Genomic DNA, 18467 nt, shown 5'->3' with positions numbered 1-18467 from the left:
AGTAAGAACCCGACATGACCAGTCAGTCCACCCTGCAAGCCCTGCCTGCCCTGGGGACGCGCCCGGCGTCCGGCTCGAACCCGAGCCGCGCCGAGACCCGGGAGCAGCTCTCCAAGGCGTCGTACGACCTCCTCGTGATCGGCGGCGGCATCCTGGGCATCTCCACCGCCTGGCACGCCGCGCAGTCCGGGCTCAGGGTGGCGCTGGTCGACGCCGGCGACTTCGCCGGCGCCACCTCCTCCGCCTCCTCCAAGCTGCTCCACGGCGGTCTGCGCTATCTGCAGACCGGCGCGGTGAAGCTGGTGGCGGAGAACCACTTCGAGCGCCGTGCGGTCTCCCGCCAGGTGGCCCCCCACCTGGCGAACCCGCTCACGTTCTACCTCCCCGTGTACAAGGGCGGGCCGCACGGCGCGGCGAAGCTCGGGGCGGGCGTCTTCGCCTACTCCGCGCTGTCGGCGTTCGGTGACGGCGTCGGGCATCTGCTGTCGCCGGCGAAGGCCGCACAGGACGTGCCCGAGCTGCGCACCGAGAACCTGAAGGCCGTGGCCGTGTACGGCGACGGCCAGATGAACGACTCCCGGATGGCGCTGATGACGGTCCGCGCGGCCGTCGAGTCCGGTGCGGTGGTCCTGAACCACGCCGAGGTCACCGGGCTGCGCTTCACCAAGGGCCGGGTGACCGGCGCCGAGCTGCGCGACCGGCTCTCCGGCGACGAGTTCGGCGTGAGCGCCCGGCTGGTGCTGAACGCGACCGGCCCGTGGGTCGACCACCTGCGCCGTATGGAGGACCCGAACGCGGCCCCCTCGATCCGGCTGTCCAAGGGCGCGCACCTGGTGCTGAAGCGGACCTCCCCGTGGAAGGCCGCGCTCGCCACCCCGATCGACAAGTACCGCATCACGTTCGCGCTGCCCTGGGAGGACATGCTCCTGCTGGGCACCACGGACGAGATGTACGAGGGCGACCCGGCGGACGTCGCCGTCAACGACAAGGACATAACCCAGATCCTGGACGAGGCCGCGTTCTCCGTCCGGGACCAGCAGCTCGACCGTGATCTGATCACGTACGCCTTCGCGGGTCTGCGGGTGCTGCCGGGCGGCCCCGGCGACACCGCCAAGGCCAAGCGGGAGACGGTCGTCACCGAGGGCCGGGGCGGCATGCTGTCCATCGCGGGCGGCAAGTGGACGACGTTCCGGCACATCGGCCGCACCATCATGAAGAAGCTGGAGAGCCTGCCCGGCCACCCGCTGGGCGAGGACTTCGAGCCGGTCGCCACGCTGCCGCGGAAGCTGCCGCTGCCGGGCATCGCCAACCCGCGGGCGGTCGCGCACCGGCTGCTCACCGACCGCCCGGCGCCGGGCCCCCGCATGGGTGCCGACACCGCGCGGCATCTGGCCACGCACTACGGTTCGCTGGCCTTCGACATCGCCCGTCTCGCCAACGAGAGCCCCGAGCTGGCCGAGCGGGTCCACCCCGACGCGCCGGAGATCTGGGCGCAGGTCGTGTACGCCCGTGACACCGAGTGGGCGGAGACCGCCGATGACGTGCTGCGCCGCCGCACGACGCTGACGATCCGGGGTCTGGCGACGGACGAGGTCCGTACGAAGGTCCAGGACCTGCTCGACAAGAAGTAGACCCGCCTGCCGGTCCGGCCTCTCCCCTGACCGGGGCCGGACGGCCGGGAACCGGCCCCTGCCGCTCCGGGGCCGGACATCGAGGGGGCGGTTCCACCACATCGGTGGGACCGCCCCCTCGGCCTGTGCCGGGTCTTCGCCCCGGTCTGATCTTCTCCCGGTGGCATCTTCTTTCCGGTGGCACCTTCCGCCCGGTGGCATCTTCTTCCCCTGGGCACCTTCTATTTCCATCCGGTCGCACCTTCTACCCGGTGGGCCCTGCCTCTGCCATGATCAATGGTCATGAACGGGGCAAACGAACTGCATCGGTTGTTCGAGGCATGGGCGCGGCTGACGCCCGACCGGCCCGCGGTGACCACCGCGACGGCCCGGCTGACGTACGGGGAGCTGGAGGGGCGGGCCAACCGACTGGCCCGGCATCTGCTGGACTCGGGGCTCGCCACCGGAGAGACCGTCGCCGTGTGCGCCTCCGGGACACCGGACGTCCTGGTCGCCGTGCTGGGCGTGCTCAAGGCGGGCGGGGCCTTCGCCCTGATCGGCCCGCGGCAGTCGACGGGGGACATCGGGCGGGCGCTGGAGCAGTCCGGGGCGCGCACCGTCCTCACGCACGCGCGGTACGCGCCGGCCGTGGACGACGGCACCGGCCGGCCCGTCGTCTGCCTGGACACCGACGCGGCGCTGATCGACGCCCACTCCCCCGAGCCCGCCGCCGCGCCCTGCGGGGTGACGGCGGCGGTGCTGTTCTCGGCAGGTACCGCGGGCGAGCGGCGGGCGGTGGAGGTCGGCCACCAACGGCTGCACGACGCCTACCGGGCCTGGGCCGAAACGTTTGGGCTGCGGCCCTCCGACGTCCATCTGGTGACCGCGCCGGCCGACACCGCCGCCTTCACCTATGGCTGGGTCCGGGCCCTGTGCTCCGGCGGCACGCTGGTGCTGCCGGAGGACGAGACGGGGCCCGCCCTGTGGGAGCGGCCCTTCGCCGAGGGCGTCACAGTGCTGGACACCGATCCGTACGCGGCCCGGCTGCTGCTCGACCGGGCGGCGCCGCCCGCGGGACTGCGGCTGGTGGCGGTCGGCGGAGAACGGCTCGGGCTCGACGAGCAGGTACGGCTCCAGGGGCGGCTGGCGCCGGGGGCGCGGCTGCTCAACGTCTACGGGACCGTGGAGGTCGCGGGCTGCGGCACCTGGTTCGAGACGGACCAGCTCACCGGCCCGGTCGCCGAGCCCGGCCGGGTCAGCCTCCTCGGCCGCCCCTTCCCCGGCTGCCGGGTCGAGGTCCGCAAGGGCGAGATCTGGCTGACACCCCCGGACGGCGTCGCCGACGGCAGCGGCGGAACCGGCGGCACTGGCGGCTCGGATCGCTCCGACGGCTCGGGGGGCTCCGATGGTTCGGGCGGCTCCGACGGCTCCCGTGGGTCGGATCGCTCTGCCGGCTCGGGCGGCGGTGACGCGGTGGCCACCGGGGACGCGGGGACGCTGCGGGAGGACGGGCTGCTGGAGTTCGGCGGCCGGCTGGCGCACCGGGTCCGGGTCCGCGGCCGTACCGTCGACCCCTACCGGGCCGAGACGGCGCTGGGCGCGCATCCCGGCATACGGGAGTCGGTGATCGCTGCCGTGGACGGGGACCGGCTCGTCGCCTACGTCGTCCCGGCCTCCCCGACGGCCGCTCCGGGCGCCGACGAGATACGCGCCCGGCTGCGGGGCACGGTGCCGGACCAGGAGATCCCGGCGGCCGTGGTGACCCTGGAGGCCCTGCCCCGTGACCCGGCCGGGAGGATCGACCGCCGGCTGCTGCCGCTGCCCGCGCGGCACGGGACGTCCGCGCCCGTGAACGGCAAGGGCGGCGGTGCGGCCGCGGGCCCTGCCGGGTTCCTCTACGGGGTGGGCTGCGCGGTGCTCGTCGTGGTCCTGCCGCTCGCCGCGATTCTCACCGACGTCCTCTGGCCGGGCTCGACCGACCTCAGCTATGTGCCCACGCCGTGGTCGTGGCTGTTTCGGGGGCTGTACGCCGCCGAGTTGCTGGCGTTCGGTGTCGGCCTCGCCTTCCTGATCGCCGGGCGCCCGCTGATGCGCCGTCAGGGCCGCTCCGGCGGACTGACGACGGCGGCGCATCTGGCCGTGGTGTGGCTGCTCGTCTCGTGGTGGCCGCAGGACAACTTCTACCGGCTGGCGGCGAAGAACGACTGGGAACGGCAGGCGGCCCTGGTGTACGCCTTCAACGTGCCGCTGATGATCGCGGCGGTGGTGGTGGCGGTGTACGTGACCCGCCGACCGGAGCCCGCGGCGGTCACCCCTGGGTCGTGAACAGGCGGCCGGTGTCGTGGGCCGCCGTGCGCACCAGGGCCTCGGCGGCGTCGAGGCGTTCACGGGTGTGCGCGGCCAGGACGACGCCCAGGTAGGGGGCGGGCGCGAAGGCGGCGGTGGGGATCGAGGGCAGCAGGACGGCCTCGATCCCGGCGCAGCGCACGGTGGTCTCGCGCAGGAAGGCGGACAGGGCCGGGCCGGGCAGCCGGGCGCCGAGGGGGACGTGGTCGACGCTGCGGACAAAGTGGTCGCCCCCTCGGGTCTCGTCCAGCCGCGCCTTGACCATGAAGGCGACGGACGGTCCGGTCATCCGGAGGTTGATCTCGGTGGGCGCCGGGCGGCCGTCGGAGCCGGTGACGAAGTCGACGTCGTACCAGCCCCGGTGGCCGCTCGCAGCGATCCGCTCCCCCACGGCGGCGCCGAACCGTGCCACGGCCTCGGCGAGCGCCGGCGGTACGACTCCGGGGCCCACGGTGGCGCCCCGGTAGGCGGTGCCGAGGACGTCCATGACGGCGACGCCCACCCCGTGGACGCGGCCGTCCGCGTCGACCAGCCCGTCGAAGGTCACGTCCCGCGGCTCGGTCTCCCCGGCGACGAACTCCTCCAGCAGGACGGGCCCTCGGGGCAGCGGAGGTCTTCTCAGGCGTGGCAGCCCGCCGCGGCCCTGGTCCCGGACCACGACGGTGCCGGAACCCCCGGCGCCGTGCTCGGTCTTGACGACCGTCGTCAGTCCCACGCGGGCCCTTCTCCGCAGCAGACGTGCCGTCTCCCGCCGGGTGGCCGGCTGCCACTGCTCGGGCACCCGGATCTCCGGGTGGTCCGGGGCGAGCCGGGTGAACAGTTCGTGCGAGGCCCGCTTCGACTCGTACCGCAGCGCTTCGGGGTCCAGGGGTACGCCGGTCAGCTCGGCGACGGCGGGGGTGCGGCCCCAGGGGAGGAGGGGCAGGTCGAGGGAGTTCAGCCGCCGGAGCAGGGCCGGGCGGGACAGGACGGCCCGGGTCAGGGTGTCGCCCTGAGCCTCCGGGGCCGGCCGAGTCGCGCGTGCCATGGGGCCGTCCGGCTGGCTGTCCGGCTGGCCGCCCGGCCGGCCGGGTGGTTCCGTCAGGCCGTCGTAGACCTCCACGGGGCCCCAGCCCAGGGGGCGGCCGATCAGGTCGGTCCAGTCGGGCGGGACCGCGGCGGGCAGGACCAGGACGGCCGGGTGGGGCGAGAGGAACGCGGCCAGGCAGGAGTAGTGCGTGGCCTGCGGGGAGACGGGGCCGAACTGGGACTGGAACCCGGCGACGTTGCCGAGGTGGACGGCACGGCGCCCCGCCGTCCACGCCTGGGTCCAGCCCTCGGTCCGGGGCCGGAGACGCACTTCGAGGAGCGGGAGTTCACGGCCCGCGAGGGAGCCGGCGGGTGTGGAGCCGACGGGGCGGGCACCCATCCGGCGGTAGAAGGGTTCGGCGTTCGGGTCCGCCTCGATGGTGAGCCGGGCGAAGCCGAGCTCGCGGGCGGCACCCGTCACATGGAAGTAGAGGGCGCGGCCCACGCCCCGGCTGATGGCGGCGGGTTCGACGAAACACAGACCGAGGCTGCCCTCGGGGGCCGTGCCCTCCAGGGACGCCACCCCCACGACTCCGCTGTCGGCGTCCTCGGCGACGACCACGCGGCGGCGGTGGATGTCCTCCGGGCGGATGGTGAGTTCCTCCCGGCACGCCGCCAGGAACTCCGCGCCGTAGCCCCAGTGTGCCTTCGAGCGCAGCACCAGCTCGGTCAGCGCCGCCGCCTCGTCCGTGCGCGCCGGTCGGATCCGCATCGCCACCCCCGTGCCTCCTGACTCCGGATCGTGTGATCAGCGTAGGACCGCCGGTGTTCCGAGGTCCCGTGGCCGTACCCGACCTGCGAAAACGGCCGAGAACTGCAGCTGGAGGAGCCCCGGGCCGGGCGCCGGGCGGGGGCGCGGTCGGCGACCTGGGAACGCTTCCCCGGCGGTGGCCCATAATGACCTGAGACATCGGATGTCTGATCAGCAGGGAACGGCAGGGAGGGCGGCGCCATGGCAGTCACCGACGAGGCGATCGAGAAGATCAAGGACATGATCGTCTCCGGGGCGCTGCGCCCGGGCGACCGGCTGCCGAAGGAGAGCGAGCTCGCCGCCGATCTGGGACTGTCCCGCAACTCCCTGCGCGAGGCGGTGCGCGCCCTGTCACTGATCCGCATCCTGGACGTACGGCAGGGCGACGGCACGTATGTGACGAGCCTCGACCCGCAGCTCCTGCTGGAGGCGCTGAGCTTCGTCGTCGACTTCCACCGCGACGACACGGTCCTGGAGTTCCTCGCCGTGCGCCGCATCCTGGAGCCGGCCGCCACGGCGATGGCGGCCCTGCGCATCAGCGAGCAGCAACTGGACGCGCTGGGCGCCCAGTTGGACAAGCTGGGCGACGATCCGTCGGTGGAGGAACTGGTCGCCTGCGACCTGGAGTTCCACAAGGGCATCGTGCAGAGCTCCGGGAACTCCGTGCTCTGCTCCCTCCTGGACGGCCTGTCGGGCCCCACCACCCGGGCCCGCGTCTGGCGGGGCCTCACCCAGGAGAACGCCGTCAGCCGCACCCTCCACGAGCACCGCGCCATCCTCGCCGCCCTCCGCGACCGCGACGCCGAGGCCGCCCGCTCCTGGGCGACGGTCCACATCGCGAGCATCGAGCAGTGGCTGCGCTCGTCGCTGTGAGGCGATGATCACTCGCGCCCGGCGGGCGGAGCGTGTTTCCGCCGCGCGAACGGGGCATTGATCCGTTCACTCCCCCGTGCAAGGGGGCTGCGAAGGCCCCCTGGGCACGCCGTAAGGTTGGGGCGTACGCGAGGGCACGTCGGAAGGAGGCGCTGGGTGATCGAGCTGGAGGGGGTTCCCGAGCTGATCGACCCAGTCATGGTGGCCGCGTTCGAAGGCTGGAACGACGCCGGCGACGCCGCCTCCACCGCGGTCGCGCACCTGGACCGGGAGTGGAAGGGCGAGGTGTTCGCGGCGCTGGACGCCGAGGACTACTACGACTTCCAGGTGAACCGGCCCACGGTGTGGCTGGACGGCGGCGTGCGCAAGATCACTTGGCCGACGACAAGGTTGTCGGTGGTGCGGGTCGGCGGCGACAAGCCCCGCGATCTCGTGCTGGTCCGGGGTATCGAGCCGTCGATGCGGTGGCGCTCGTTCTGCAACGAGCTGCTGGGCTTCGCCCACGAGCTGGGCGTGGAGCTGGTGGTGATCCTGGGCGCCCTGCTCGGTGACACCCCGCACACACGTCCGGTCCCCGTCAGCGGGGTCACGTCGGACCCGGATCTCGCGCAGCGGATGGACCTGGAGGAGACCAAGTACGAGGGCCCCACGGGCATCGTCGGCATCCTCCAGGAGGCGTGCACGCACGCCGGGGTCCCGGCGGTGTCGCTCTGGGCCGCGGTGCCGCACTACGTGTCGCAGCCGCCGAACCCGAAGGCGACGCTGGCCCTCCTCAACCGCCTGGAGGACCTGATCGACGTGCGCATCCCGCTGGGCGAGCTGCCCGAGGACGCGCGCGCCTGGCAGGTGGGCGTGGACCAGCTGGCCGCCGAGGACAGCGAGGTCGCGGAGTACGTGCAGACGCTGGAGGAGGCGCGGGACACCGCGGAGCTCCCGGAGGCGTCGGGCGAGGCGATCGCCCGCGAGTTCGAGCGGTATCTGCGGCGCCGCGACGGCGGCCCCACCGGTGGGGCCGGCGGGCACGCCACGGCCGACGGGGGCGAGACCGGCCCCGGCGCCTGGAACCCGAAGGACAACCCCGGTGGCCGGGCGCGACCGCCCAAGCCGCCCCGGGCGGGCGGCGACGACGAGGAGTCGTCGGAGGACTGATCGGCAGACTGATCGACCCGTCCCGTAAGAGGACGTCACCGCCGCGCTGCCCGCTCCCTGCCACAGGGAGCGGGCAGCGCGGCGGCCTCCATATCGCGTGCTGGTCCGTTTCGCGCGCTGGTCCGTCGGCCGCCGTCAGCGCTCCACCGCGACGACCGTGTACGTCGTGTCCGGCGTCGGGGTCGTGGTGAAGCGGGCGTTGGGCAGGTACAGGCGGTTCTGGTGGGCGGCGACGGTCGTCGGGACGTCGAAGTCCGGGTCGGTGAGCCGGCCCTCGAAGATGCCGGAGCGGCCGTCCGCGGCGAGCCTGAACACATCGATCGCGTTCTGACGGTTCTGCACCACGTACAGCCGCCGTCCGAGGAGCAGCAGGCCGTCGCCGTTGGTGAGGGGCGCGGAGTCGCCGAGGTCGACGAGTCGGGTGACGCCGGTGCGCGGGTCCACCCGGTGCAGTCCCCCTGCGCCGGACTGCACGACGAGCAGGGCCTTGCCGTCCGGGGTTCCGGTGACGCCGTTGGCGTTGACCGTCTCGCCGGGCGTCTGGGCCCAGTCGCCACGCAGGGTGAGCGTCACCACCTCGTCCGCGTGCGGCAGCTCGCCGTGCTTGCCGAGCGGCAGCGCGTGGAGGGCCGGCTGGAACGAGTCGGTGAACCAGGCGGCCCGCGAGGTCAGGAAGACGTCGTTGGCGAAGCTGGGCGTCGTCGTGGTGAGCCGGTACGAGGCGAGGACCGCGCCGGTGCGTACGTCCACCACGCGGGCGCCCTGGGCGCGTCCGGCGACGAACAGCCGTCCCCGTCCGTCGAGTTCGAGGCCGACGGAGGGGGTGCCGGGCCCGGTGGAGATGATGCGGCCCTGTCCGGTGCGCAGGTCGGCGCGGTAGATGGAGCCGTCGCCGAGGGAGCCGAGGTAGGCGTAGGGGCCGCCGCCGATCGCGATGCCCTCGGGGCGGAAGCCGTTGGGGAGCGGGATGACGTCCGGCCAGGTCTTCCCGGCCGCGGCGGCGGTCCCGGCGGCCGACGCGGTCCCGGCGGCCGACGTCCCGACGAGCAGGGCGCCCGCGGTGGCGGCCGATGCCGTGAGCAGTCCGCGTCGGCTGACGGGGCGTTGGGCGGGGTGGGGGGAGAGGGAGGAGCGGGAGGAGGAGTGCGGGGGTGCCACTGTGCGTCCCTTCCACGAAGGGACCGGCGGCTGGCCGGTCCGGCTTCGACTGACGTGTGTCACCCCATCACATGCCGCCCCGCCCCGCAGCCTTCGACAACCGACCGACAGGGCCTCGACAGCCCCACGACAGCCTCCTCGACGCCCCCCGCGTGCGCGGAGGAAAGGACCTCGTCCTCGCGAGGGCACCCGTGTACGCGCAAGGGGCGCCCCCTCCGAACGGAGAAGGCGCCCCCTCGCTGCGACACCATCGCGCCGCCCTGAGCCCGTGTCACGTGTGACGGCCGGTCATCCCGGTTCCTTCGGTGCGAAGCCGTGCCGACGGTGCCCAGCCGTGCTGCCTGTGCAGAGTCGCGCCGCCTGTGCGGTGCCGTGTCGCCTCTGCAGAGTCGTTACTTCACAGGGCTACGCCGAGGAGGGCGTCCACGGCGCGGGAGACGACACCGGGTGCCCCCTCGTCCGTGCCGCCCTGCTCCTGCTGCAGCGCGGCCCAGCGGTCGACCGCCGCGAGCGCGGCCGGGGCGTCCAGGTCGTCGGCGAGAGCCTCGCGGATCTCCTCGACGAGCGCCTCCGCGGGCGGCCCGTCGGGCCGGGAGACGGCGGCACGCCACCGGCCCAGCCGGGCGACGGCGTCCTCGAGGACCTGGTCGGTCCACTCCCAGTCGGCCCGGTAGTGGTGGGCGAGGAGCGCGAGCCGTATGGCCGCCGGGTCGACCCCGTCCCGGCGCAGCCGGGAGACGAAGACGAGGTTGCCCTTGGACTTCGACATCTTCTCGCCGTGCAGCGCGACCATGCCGGCGTGGACGTACGCCTTGGCCATGGGGAACTCGCCGGTCAGCACCTGGGCGTGCGAGGCGCCCATCTCGTGGTGCGGGAAGGCGAGGTCGGAGCCACCGCCCTGCACGTCGAAGCCCATGCCGAGATGGTCCAGGGCGATGGCGACGCACTCGATGTGCCAGCCGGGCCGACCGCGGCCGAGGGAGCCGCCGTCCCAGCTGGGCTCGCCCTCGCGTGCGGCCATCCACAGCATCGGGTCGAGGGGGTTCTTCTTGCCGGGCCGGTCCGGGTCGCCGCCGCGCTCGGCGGACAGCAGCCGCATCGCGTCGGCGTCGAGGCCGGAGACCTTGCCGAAGTCGGGGTCGGACTCGACGGAGAAGTAGATGTCGCCCTCGAGTTCGTACGCGGCGCCGGCGTCGCGGAGCCGCTCGACGAGCGGGACGATGCCGGGGATGGCCTCGACGGCGCCGATGTACTCCCGCGGCGGCAGCATCCGCAGGGCGGTCATGTCCTCACGGAAGAGGGCGGTCTCCTTCTCGGCGAGGGCCACCCAGTCGATGCCGTCGCGCTCGGCCCGCTCCAGCAGCGGATCGTCGACATCGGTGACGTTCTGGACGTAGTGAACCTGCCGCTTGGTGTCGAGCCACACGCGCTGAACGAGGTCGAACGCGTTGTAGGTCGCCGCGTGACCCATGTGGGTCGCGTCGTACGGGGTGATACCGCAGACGTAGATACGGGCGACGGGACCGGGGTCAAGGGTGACCAGACCGCCGGTCGCGGTGTCGTGGATCCTCAGGTCGCTGCCCTTGCCGGGCAGGACGGGGACCTCAGAAGCGGGCCAGGCATACATGTCACGAGCCTAACCCGATCCCTCCGGGGTTAAGCCGGGGGCGCCCAACGGGTCGGCAGTCCACGATGCCGTCCTTCCAGCCGGTCGGCCCTGCCGCGCCGTCTCACACCGGCGGCCACGGGATCGCCGGCCACTCCCCGCTCGGTTCCGGATGGCGGCCGGTCCTCAGCAGGGTGGCGACCCGCTCCCTGGTCGCGTCCAGTTCGGCGGCCGTGATCAAGGACGACAACCTCGCCGCCAGTTCCCCGCCGTCGCCCAACGCGTCCCGCAGCCGCTTCAGCACGTCGACGGCCTCGTCCGTGAGGGGCTCCCCCGCCCACCCCCACAGCAGGGTCCGCAGCTTGTTCTCGACGTTGAAGGTCACACCGTGGTCGATGCCGTAGAGCCGGTCCTCGGCTGCGGGCAGGAGATGGCCGCCCTTGCGGTCCGCGTTGTTGATGACGGCGTCGAGGACGGCGAGGCGGCGCAGCCGCCGGTCGTCGGCGTGCACGAGGAGCGCGGTCTCGCCGTCGCCGACCTCGGCGAAGCCGACGGCCTTCCAGCCCTCCCCCGCCTCCTCACCGTCCACGAGGGCGAGCAGCTCCGATCCGGGCACCCCCTCGATCCACAGCTGGCACATGCCCTCCCCGTACGGCCCGTCCCGCAGCACCGTGGGCGGTACGAGCCCCCACCCGGTCGCCTCGGACACCTCGTACGCGGCGACCTCGCGCTGCGCGAGCGTCCCGTCGGGAAAGTCCCACAGCGGGCGCTCCCCGGCGACGGGCTTGTAGACGCAGGCGGCCTCGCGTCCCTCGTACGAGACCGAGCAGTACAGGACCGCGTTGGACGCCTCGCGCACCTGGCCGCGCACGGTCAGCTCGCCCTCGGCCAGCAGCACGGCGGCCGAGGTCCGCCCGTCGGAGGTCACTCCCCGCGGCGGTATCCGTTCTGGCGCGGACATACGTGTCCCTCCGGGTCGAGCGGAAGACTGCACAGCGGGCACGGCGGCCGTCCCGCGTTGACGACGTCCAGGGCGCGCTTGGCGAAGGCCCTGGCCTGGGCGCCGGTGAGGCGGACGCGGAGCATCGGCGGGCCGTTCTCCTCGTCCTGGAGGAGCCGCTCCTCTGCCTCGGCGAGGTCCTCCTCGGAGTCGGCGTCCAGCTCGACCAGCGCCTGGGCCTCGACGATCATGCGCTGCTCGTCACCGTCCCAGGCCAGCGCCATGGTGCCGACGCGGAACTCCTCCTCGATGGGGGTCTCCAGCGGTGCCGTGTCCGAGACCTCGGTGGGGGCGACGGCGGGCACCGGGGCACTGCCGCCGCTGCGCCGCACGACCTCGTCGAGCAGCTCGTCCATGCGCTCGGCGAGCGCGGCGACCTGGGTCTTCTCCAGGGACACGCTGGTGACCCGCTGCCCCGATGAGGCTTGCAGGAAGAAGGTCCGGCGCCCGGGCAGCCCGACCGTACCGGCCACGAAGCGGTCCGGGGGGTCGTAGAGGAACACCTGACGGGACACGTCCTGTCTCCATTGGAATCGACGTCGGGACCGGTCGCTCCGGCTGCTGACGGGTTCAGCGCCTTCGCGACCGCTTCACCCTACTGCGGTTGACGATCACGGTGCTCCCGCGCCGCCCCCGACGGCGGCGTCGCCGTTCGGGGGTTCCTCGCGCGGCGCCAGGGACGCGAAGTCCCCGGTGTCGCCGAGGCGGACGAGAAAAGGCCGCAGTCGTGTGTAACGGATCGCGGTGATGGAACACGGTTCGACAGAGATCCGCTGGAAGAGGTCCAGATGAAGTCCGAGTGCGTCCGCGACGAGCGACTTGATGATGTCGCCGTGGGAGCACATCACATACACGGCGTCCGCTCCGTGGTCGCGCTCCACGCGCGCGTTCCACTCCCGTACCGCCTCCGCCGCCCGGTGCTGCATCTCCCGCATCGACTCCCCGCCGGGGAACTGCACGGCCGTCGGATGCGACTGGACGACCTGCATCAGCGGCTCGTCGGCGAGTTCGGCGAGCTTGCGGCCGGACCAGTCGCCGTAGTGGGCCTCGCCGATGCGGTCGTCGGTGTGCGGGCTCAGCTCGGGCCGGGCCTCCAGGAGGGGGCGCACCGTCTCCTGGCAGCGCTGGAGGGGGCTGGTGACGACCTCGGAGATCGGCAGCCCGGCGAGACGGCCGGGCAGTGCCGCGGCCTGCGCGGTGCCGCGCTCGTCGAGGGCGACACCGGGCGTCCACCCGGCGAGCACCCCATCGGTGTTGGCGGTGGACCGTCCGTGCCGGACAAGGATCAACGTGGGCATGCGGCCCAGCCTAGACGCCCCTCCGGTGGCTCCACCGTCGAGAAAGGAACTCCCCGTGATCGTCGACTGCGCCGTCTATCGCGACGGCCACCGCACCGAGGGGCCCGAGGACCTCTCCGACGCCCTGGCCGCCGCGCGTGCCTCGGGCGGCTTCGTGTGGATCGGCCTGCACGAGCCGACGGAGAAGGAGTTCGCCCTCGTCACCGAGGAGTTCGCACTGCATCCGCTGGCCGTCGAGGACGCCCTGAAGGCGCACCAGCGGCCGAAGCTGGAGGTGTACGAGGACTCGCTGTTCATGGTGCTGAAGCCGGTCGTGTACGAGCCGGCCGGGGACACGGTGAGCACGCACGAGATCATGGTGTTCCTCGGCGACGCCTTCGTGGTGACCGTCCGCCACGGCGAGGGCTCGCCCCTGGACGCCGTACGACGGCGGCTGGAGCAGGAGCCCGAGCTGCTGGACGAGGGACCCACGTCGGTGCTGTACGCGATCACGGACGCCACGGTCGACCACTATCTGGAGGTGGCGACCGAGCTCCAGACGGACCTGGAGGAACTGGAGACGGAGGTGTTCTCCCCGGACATCGGCGGCTCGCGGAACACGGCGTCGCGGATCTACGCCTTCAAGCGCCAGGTGCTGGAGTTCCGCCGTGCCACCGGCCCGCTGGCCGTGCCCCTCACCCGGCTCTCCGGCCAGGGCGCGACCGGCTCCGCGGTGCCGTTCGTGAACGAGCGGGCCCGGCCCTTCTTCCGTGACGTCAGCGACCATCTCACCCGCGTGAACGAGTCCGTCGAGGGCCTGGACCGGCTGGTGTCCGACATCCTGTCGGCGCATCTCGCGCAGATGAGCGTCCGGCAGAACGACGACATGCGGAAGATCTCCGCGTGGGCGGCCATGGCGGCGATCCCCACGATGATCGCCGGGATCTACGGCATGAACTTCGAGCACATGCCCGAGCTGCGCTGGGTGTGGTCGTATCCGGCGGTGATCGCGGTGACGGCCGTGCTGGAGGTGCTGGTGTACCGGCTGTTCAAGCGGCGCGGGTGGCTGTGACGGCTGTGAGTTCCGGCCGCCGCGCGCGGGGAGGCCGGGTGGAGCGGGGTGCTCCACGCGCGCGTGCGGCTGTTTCGTGCCCGGCGGCTCAGGCGAACTCGGGTGCCGCGGTCGCCGGTCCGCCGAGGGCGTCGCGGCGCTCCGGCATCTCCAGGGTGACCATGCGGCGCCAGCCGAAGGCCCGCTCGTAGGCGTACACCGCGTGAATGCCCGCCGCGAGCACGGCGGACTTGGCCTTCGACCAGCCGAGGACGCGCCCCATGTGGGCCATCACGGCGAGGCTGACGTCCCGGTAGACGGCGATCTCGGCGAGGGCGCACTCGCGCAGGGTCCGCTGGATGAGGCGGCCGTGCCCGGCGGCGGCGAACCGCAGGAGTTCCTCGTGGGTGTACGCGAGGTGGTTGTCCTCGTCGTCGGAGATCATCCGGACGGCCTTGCCGATCTCCGGGTGGTCGGCGAAGTGCTTGCGGAGCAGCACCATCTGCTCGGAGGCGCGCTGTTCGGTGACGCGGCTGTGGGACAGGTAGACGATGATGTCCCGCTCCGTGAGGGCCTGGTCGGCCTTGAGTTTCTCGTGGGCCAGTCCGATGCCGTTGCGCTCCAGCAGCATCGTGTAGTCGGTGTCCGGCGGGACCTCCACGGGTTCGAGGCCACGTCTCCTCATCAAGGCGTTGAAGATCCGTCCGTGCTTGTCCTCGTCCGCGCCGTGGCGGGTGATCCTGGGGGCGAGCGCGCGCTCGCTCCGCGGGACGAGCGCGGCGATGCGCGCGTTCTCCCAGCCGCCCTGGGACTCGCCGCTGGCGGCGATGGAGCAGAACAGCCGGAACGACTCGTCGTCGTCGATGATCTCCTGGAACAGGCTCTTGGCCGAAAGCATCTGAGGCACCTCTCTGCAGGACCCTGAAAATCGAGTCAAATGGGGTACCAGGAGTCGGGCAACAGCTGTGTCGGACAAATCCGCCAAACGAAGGACGACAGGGCGGCGAAGACGCGTAACCGAGAGGGCCGCCGGCGCGTTGTGTCCCGTGACGGCCGTGGCGGGGAAGACCCCCGAGCCCCCACCACGGCCGTAGAGCTTCTCGGGGCCGGCGCGCGGGCGCCGGCCCCCTCCGATTTATGCGAGCCCGGCCCGCTCCAGGGCCTCGGTGCCGGCCCGCAGCGAGGCGATCCGCTCGTCCAGCGTGAAGCCCGCGGGCGCCAGCGTGAGAGTGGTGACGCCGGCCTCCTTGTAGGCCTTCATCCGGTCGGCGATGCGCTCCACGGAGCCGAGGAGCGTCGTCTGGTCGATCAGCTCGTGCGGGATCGCGGCCGCGGCACCGGCCTTGTCGCCGGCCAGGTACTTGTCCTGGATCTCGGCGGCCTCCTTCTCGTAGCCCATGCGCTGGGCGAGCTGGTTGTAGAAGTTCTGCTTGCGGCTGCCCATGCCCCCGACGTACAGCGCGGTGTACGGGCGGAAGGTGTCGGCGAGCGTCGTGACGTCCTTGTCGTCGCCGACGGCGAGCGGCAGCGTCGGGCACACGTCGAACCCATCGAGGGTCTTGCCGGCCTTCTCGCGGCCCGCGCGCAGGTGCGTGATGGCGGTGTCCTCCAGGTGCGCGGCCGACGGGAAGATCAGCAGCGCGCCGTCGGCGATCTCACCGGTCTGCTCCAGGTTCTTCGGACCGATGGCCGCGATGTACAGCGGGATGTGCTCGCGGGTGGGGTGCACTGTGAGCTTGAGCGGCTTGCCGGGGCCGCCGGGCAGCGGCAGCGTCCAGTGCTCGCCGTCGTGGGACAGGCGCTCGCGGGTCATGGCCTTGCGGACGATCTCGACGTACTCGCGGGTGCGGGCGAGCGGCTTGTCGAACTTGACGCCGTACCAGCCCTCGGAGACCTGCGGGCCGGAGACCCCGAGGCCGAGGCGGAACCGGCCGCCGGAGAGCGAGTCCAGGGTCGCGGCGGTCATGGCGGTCATCGCCGGCTGGCGGGCCGGGATCTGGAAGATGGCCGAGCCGACGTCGATGCGTTCGGTCTTGGCGGCTACCCAGCTGAGCACGGTGGCGGCGTCCGAGCCGTACGCCTCCGCCGCCCAGCACACCGCGTAGCCGAGGCGGTCGGCCTCCTGGGCCACGGCCAGGTTGTCCCCGTCCATTCCGGCGCCCCAGTAGCCGAGGTTGATCCCGAGCTTCATATAGACCCGCCTTCCCCTTACCGATCGGTAACGTCCTTGTCGCGCCGACCCTACCGGGGAGGGGCGGCAGAGGGGCCAGTGCGGGGTGCGTCGGGACCGTTCGCGCGGTGCGCTGGGGAAATCGGTCGTCCACAGGCCCCCACACGGCGAACTCCGGACAGTAATGTCGGCGTCCATGGAGCAGAGGCATCTCGGCCGTACCGGCCTGCGTGTGTCCCGGATCGGGCTCGGCACCCTGACGTGGGGCCGCGACACGGACGAGCATGACGCCGCGGACATGTTGAAGGTGTTCTGGGAGGCGGGCGGCACCCTCGTCGACACGGCGGACGTGTACGGCGACGGCGAGGCCGAATATCTGCTCGGCCAGCTCATGGACGGCCTCGTTCCCCGTCGTGACCTGGTCATCTCCACGAAGGCCGGCAGCGTCCCCGACCCCGACCGCCGCTTCGACGGCTCCCGCGGTCATCTGCTCGCCGCCCTGGACGCCTCCCTGGCCCGCCTCGGCACCGACCACGTCGACCTCTGGCACCTGCACGCCTTCGACCCCGAGACCCCGTTGGAGGAGACGCTCCACGCCCTCGACCTGGCCGTCAGCAGCGGCCGCGCCCGCTACGCCGGGGTCTCCAACTTCTGCGGCTGGCAACTCGCGAAGGCGGCCACCTGGCAGCTCGCCGCACCGGGGATACGCACCCGGCTGGCCAGTACGCAGATGGAGTACTCCCTGCTCCAGCGCGGCGTCGAGCGCGAGGTGCTGCCGGCCGCGCTGGACCTCGGGGTCGGGCTGCTCCCGTCCTCCCCGCTGGGCCGCGGGGTGCTGACCGGCAAGTACCGGCACGCCACGCCGCCGGATTCGCGGGGCGGCTCCGAGCACATGGCCCGGTTCGTCGCGCCGTACCTCGACGACACGGCGACCAGCATCGTGGACGCGGTGCAGACCGCCGCGGACGGGCTCGCCGTGACACCGCTCCAGGTCGCCCTCGCCTGGGTCCGGGACCGGCCGGGCGTCGCCGCGCCCATCGTCGGCGCGCGCAACGCGCTCCAGCTCACGGCGGCGTTGTCAGTGGAGACCCTTAGTCTTCCTGACGAGATCTGCCGGGCGCTCGACGACGTGTCGGCGCCCGTGCACCGCTATCCCGATCACGACTGGAGCACGCTGTGAGCACGGAGCCCGCGACCACGGAGCCGGACGAGCCGGGGGGCCGGGCCGACGGAACTCCCGACGCCGGGACCCCGGAGGCCGAGGGCACCCCCGACGAGCGGGGTACGGGGGCCACCGCGGCGACGGACGACAGCACCCCGGAGGACGGGGAGACCGGGGAGACCACCGAGGCCACGGGAGCCACGGGGGAGGCGGCTGCCGACGCGCAGAGCGCCGACGGCGCGTCCGACCTGTCCGAGGCCCAGGCCGAGTTGGCGGCGCAGAAGCTGGAGCGGGAGCGGATCGAGCGGCGGAAGGCCGAGAAGAAGGCGCCGATCACGGCGGGCGCCAAGCTCAGCGGCACGGCGGCCGACCTGCTGGCGGCCGTACGGGCCGTGGAGGGCGGCCAGAAGCCCTCGGCCACCGTCTTCGCGGAGCCGGAGCCCGTGCCTCGGCGGCCCGCGCCGGAACCGGTGCGGCGGCCGGAGCCGGTGGCCGCCCCCGTGGCCGCGGCTCCGTCCGGCGAGACCGTCGGGGCGGTGCGCGCGGTGCTGGCCGAGGGCGGTGCCCCGGAGTCGCTGGCCCCGCAGGTCGCCGAGGCGCTCGGCGAGGGCGCCGGTGACCGACTGCGCGAGGACCCCTGGCAGTTGTTGCGGGTCGTCGGGGTCCGGCCCGAACAGGCCGACGGTTTCGCGCGGGCGCTGCTCGGCGCGGAGTGCGGCCCGGACGACGAGCGGCGCGGCCGGGCGGTCACGGTATGGCTGCTGGAACAGGCCGCCGTCGCCGGGCACACCGCGTTGGAGGTCCCTGCCCTCACCGCCGCGCTCGCGCAGCGTGCGGTGCCGGACCCGGACGAGGCCGTGCAGAGCGCCGTCGCCGAGGGCGAGGCGCTGATCTTCCAGGACGCGCTCGACGACGCCCCGCCCGCTGCGGCGGCCACCGACGCCGAGGACGACGAGGAGGAACCGGAGCGCCCGGTGCGGGTCCTGGTCGGCCTGGAGCGTTACGCCCTCGCCGAGGAGAGCCTCGCCGACGGCCTCGCCCGGATCGTGAACTCCCTGCCCAAGGACGACACCACGGACTGGGCGTCCGCGGCCGCCTCGGCGCCCCGTCCCGCCGCCGAGCTGATCCGCGCCGTCGCCGGGGCCGGGCTCGTCCTGCACACCGGCGGCGAGGCCGCCCGCGCCGAGCCCGCCGCGCTGGTCGCCGCCGCGCGGTCCCTCGGGCTGCGGGCGTACGCGGCCACGCA

Annotated in this window: 15 protein-coding genes; 7 read left to right on the top strand and 8 right to left on the bottom strand. The window is 73.1% G+C overall.

The genetic code is table 11. The features are described 5' to 3' along the window. Positions 1-14 precede the first annotated feature (14 nt). Positions 15-1631, top strand: coding sequence for a glycerol-3-phosphate dehydrogenase/oxidase (locus M8J73_RS15065; RefSeq protein ID WP_055539901.1), 1617 nt, complete (start codon positions 15-17; stop codon positions 1629-1631). A 282-nt stretch (positions 1632-1913) separates the two neighbouring features. Next, positions 1914-3935, top strand: coding sequence for an AMP-binding protein (locus M8J73_RS15060; protein ID WP_055539902.1), 2022 nt, complete (start codon positions 1914-1916; stop codon positions 3933-3935). Here the strand turns inward: M8J73_RS15060 and M8J73_RS45255 are convergent. Beyond that, complete coding sequence (locus M8J73_RS45255; RefSeq protein ID WP_079054963.1) at positions 3919-5736, bottom strand: GNAT family N-acetyltransferase; 1818 nt, start codon at positions 5734-5736, stop codon at positions 3919-3921. The genes M8J73_RS15060 and M8J73_RS45255 overlap by 17 nt on opposite strands. 240 nt (positions 5737-5976) lie before the next feature. Between M8J73_RS45255 and M8J73_RS15050 the strand changes: the two genes are divergently transcribed. Together M8J73_RS15050 and M8J73_RS15045 are read left to right on the top strand one after the other, a co-directional pair. Beyond that, entirely contained in the window at positions 5977-6648 is a 672-nt protein-coding gene (locus M8J73_RS15050) for a FadR/GntR family transcriptional regulator (protein WP_055539903.1), read from the top strand. Between the two features lie 156 nt (positions 6649-6804). Continuing rightward, a complete protein-coding gene (locus tag M8J73_RS15045) occupies positions 6805-7797 on the top strand; it encodes a PAC2 family protein (protein ID WP_055539904.1) in 993 nt (330 codons plus the stop codon). A gap of 135 nt (positions 7798-7932) precedes the next feature. Here M8J73_RS15045 and M8J73_RS15040 read toward each other — a convergent pair whose 3' ends face one another. The 5 genes from M8J73_RS15040 to M8J73_RS15020 form a co-directional block, all read right to left on the bottom strand. Next, positions 7933-8955 (bottom strand): NHL repeat-containing protein, encoded by a 1023-nt coding sequence (locus M8J73_RS15040; RefSeq protein ID WP_249828711.1) that lies wholly within the window; start codon positions 8953-8955, stop codon positions 7933-7935. 397 nt (positions 8956-9352) lie between these two features. Then, entirely contained in the window at positions 9353-10582 is a 1230-nt protein-coding gene (gene mshC / locus M8J73_RS15035) for a cysteine--1-D-myo-inosityl 2-amino-2-deoxy-alpha-D-glucopyranoside ligase (protein ID WP_055537287.1), read from the bottom strand. Positions 10583-10685: 103 nt separating this feature from the next. Next, positions 10686-11522, bottom strand: coding sequence for an SCO1664 family protein (locus M8J73_RS15030; RefSeq protein WP_055537286.1), 837 nt, complete (start codon positions 11520-11522; stop codon positions 10686-10688). After that, complete coding sequence (locus M8J73_RS15025) at positions 11486-12076, bottom strand: DUF3090 domain-containing protein (RefSeq protein ID WP_055514112.1); 591 nt, start codon at positions 12074-12076, stop codon at positions 11486-11488. The genes M8J73_RS15030 and M8J73_RS15025 overlap by 37 nt, the downstream gene beginning before the upstream one ends. 96 nt (positions 12077-12172) lie before the next feature. Next, positions 12173-12859: a histidine phosphatase family protein gene (locus M8J73_RS15020; protein WP_055537285.1), complete on the bottom strand. Its 687-nt coding sequence runs from the start codon at positions 12857-12859 to the stop codon at positions 12173-12175. 55 nt (positions 12860-12914) lie between these two features. On the opposite strand from M8J73_RS15020, the gene corA reads away from it, so the two are divergent. Continuing rightward, on the top strand, positions 12915-13910 hold the full coding sequence (gene corA, locus M8J73_RS15015; RefSeq protein ID WP_055537284.1) for a magnesium/cobalt transporter CorA: 996 nt from the start codon (positions 12915-12917) through the stop codon (positions 13908-13910). An 88-nt stretch (positions 13911-13998) separates the two neighbouring features. On the opposite strand, the gene M8J73_RS15010 is transcribed toward corA, so the two are convergent. Beyond that, positions 13999-14787 (bottom strand): hypothetical protein, encoded by a 789-nt coding sequence (locus tag M8J73_RS15010; protein WP_055537283.1) that lies wholly within the window; start codon positions 14785-14787, stop codon positions 13999-14001. 237 nt (positions 14788-15024) lie between these two features. Beyond that, positions 15025-16080, bottom strand: coding sequence for an LLM class F420-dependent oxidoreductase (locus M8J73_RS15005; protein WP_055537282.1), 1056 nt, complete (start codon positions 16078-16080; stop codon positions 15025-15027). 175 nt (positions 16081-16255) lie between these two features. Between M8J73_RS15005 and M8J73_RS15000 the strand changes: the two genes are divergently transcribed. Together M8J73_RS15000 and M8J73_RS14995 are read left to right on the top strand one after the other, a co-directional pair. After that, entirely contained in the window at positions 16256-17239 is a 984-nt protein-coding gene (locus M8J73_RS15000; RefSeq protein WP_055537289.1) for an aldo/keto reductase, read from the top strand. Beyond that, positions 17236-18467, top strand: a 1232-nt coding sequence (locus tag M8J73_RS14995; protein WP_308408348.1) for a helix-hairpin-helix domain-containing protein, incomplete at its 3' end; no start/stop codon positions are given. The genes M8J73_RS15000 and M8J73_RS14995, both read left to right, overlap by 4 nt.

Origin of the sequence: Streptomyces neyagawaensis (assembly GCF_023516595.1) — a bacterium.
GTDB lineage: Bacteria > Actinomycetota > Actinomycetes > Streptomycetales > Streptomycetaceae > Streptomyces > Streptomyces neyagawaensis.
This window is presented reverse-complemented; position numbering and strand designations above follow the sequence as displayed.

Bases quoted from the DNA above. Each gene is read 5' to 3' on its own strand.
- M8J73_RS15000 (WP_055537289.1), top strand. From the start codon at position 16,256: ATGGAGCAGAGGCATCTCGGCCGTACCGGCCTGCGTGTGTCCCGGATC.
- M8J73_RS15050 (WP_055539903.1), top strand. From the start codon at position 5,977: ATGGCAGTCACCGACGAGGCGATCGAGAAGATCAAGGACATGATCGTC.
- M8J73_RS15065 (WP_055539901.1), top strand. From the start codon at position 15: ATGACCAGTCAGTCCACCCTGCAAGCCCTGCCTGCCCTGGGGACGCGC.
- M8J73_RS45255 (WP_079054963.1), bottom strand. From the start codon at position 5,736: ATGCGGATCCGACCGGCGCGCACGGACGAGGCGGCGGCGCTGACCGAG.
- M8J73_RS15005 (WP_055537282.1), bottom strand. From the start codon at position 16,080: ATGAAGCTCGGGATCAACCTCGGCTACTGGGGCGCCGGAATGGACGGG.
- M8J73_RS15060 (WP_055539902.1), top strand. From the start codon at position 1,914: ATGAACGGGGCAAACGAACTGCATCGGTTGTTCGAGGCATGGGCGCGG.
- M8J73_RS15030 (WP_055537286.1), bottom strand. From the start codon at position 11,522: ATGTCCGCGCCAGAACGGATACCGCCGCGGGGAGTGACCTCCGACGGG.
- M8J73_RS15020 (WP_055537285.1), bottom strand. From the start codon at position 12,859: ATGCCCACGTTGATCCTTGTCCGGCACGGACGGTCCACCGCCAACACC.
- mshC (WP_055537287.1), bottom strand. From the start codon at position 10,582: ATGTATGCCTGGCCCGCTTCTGAGGTCCCCGTCCTGCCCGGCAAGGGC.
- M8J73_RS15010 (WP_055537283.1), bottom strand. From the start codon at position 14,787: ATGCTTTCGGCCAAGAGCCTGTTCCAGGAGATCATCGACGACGACGAG.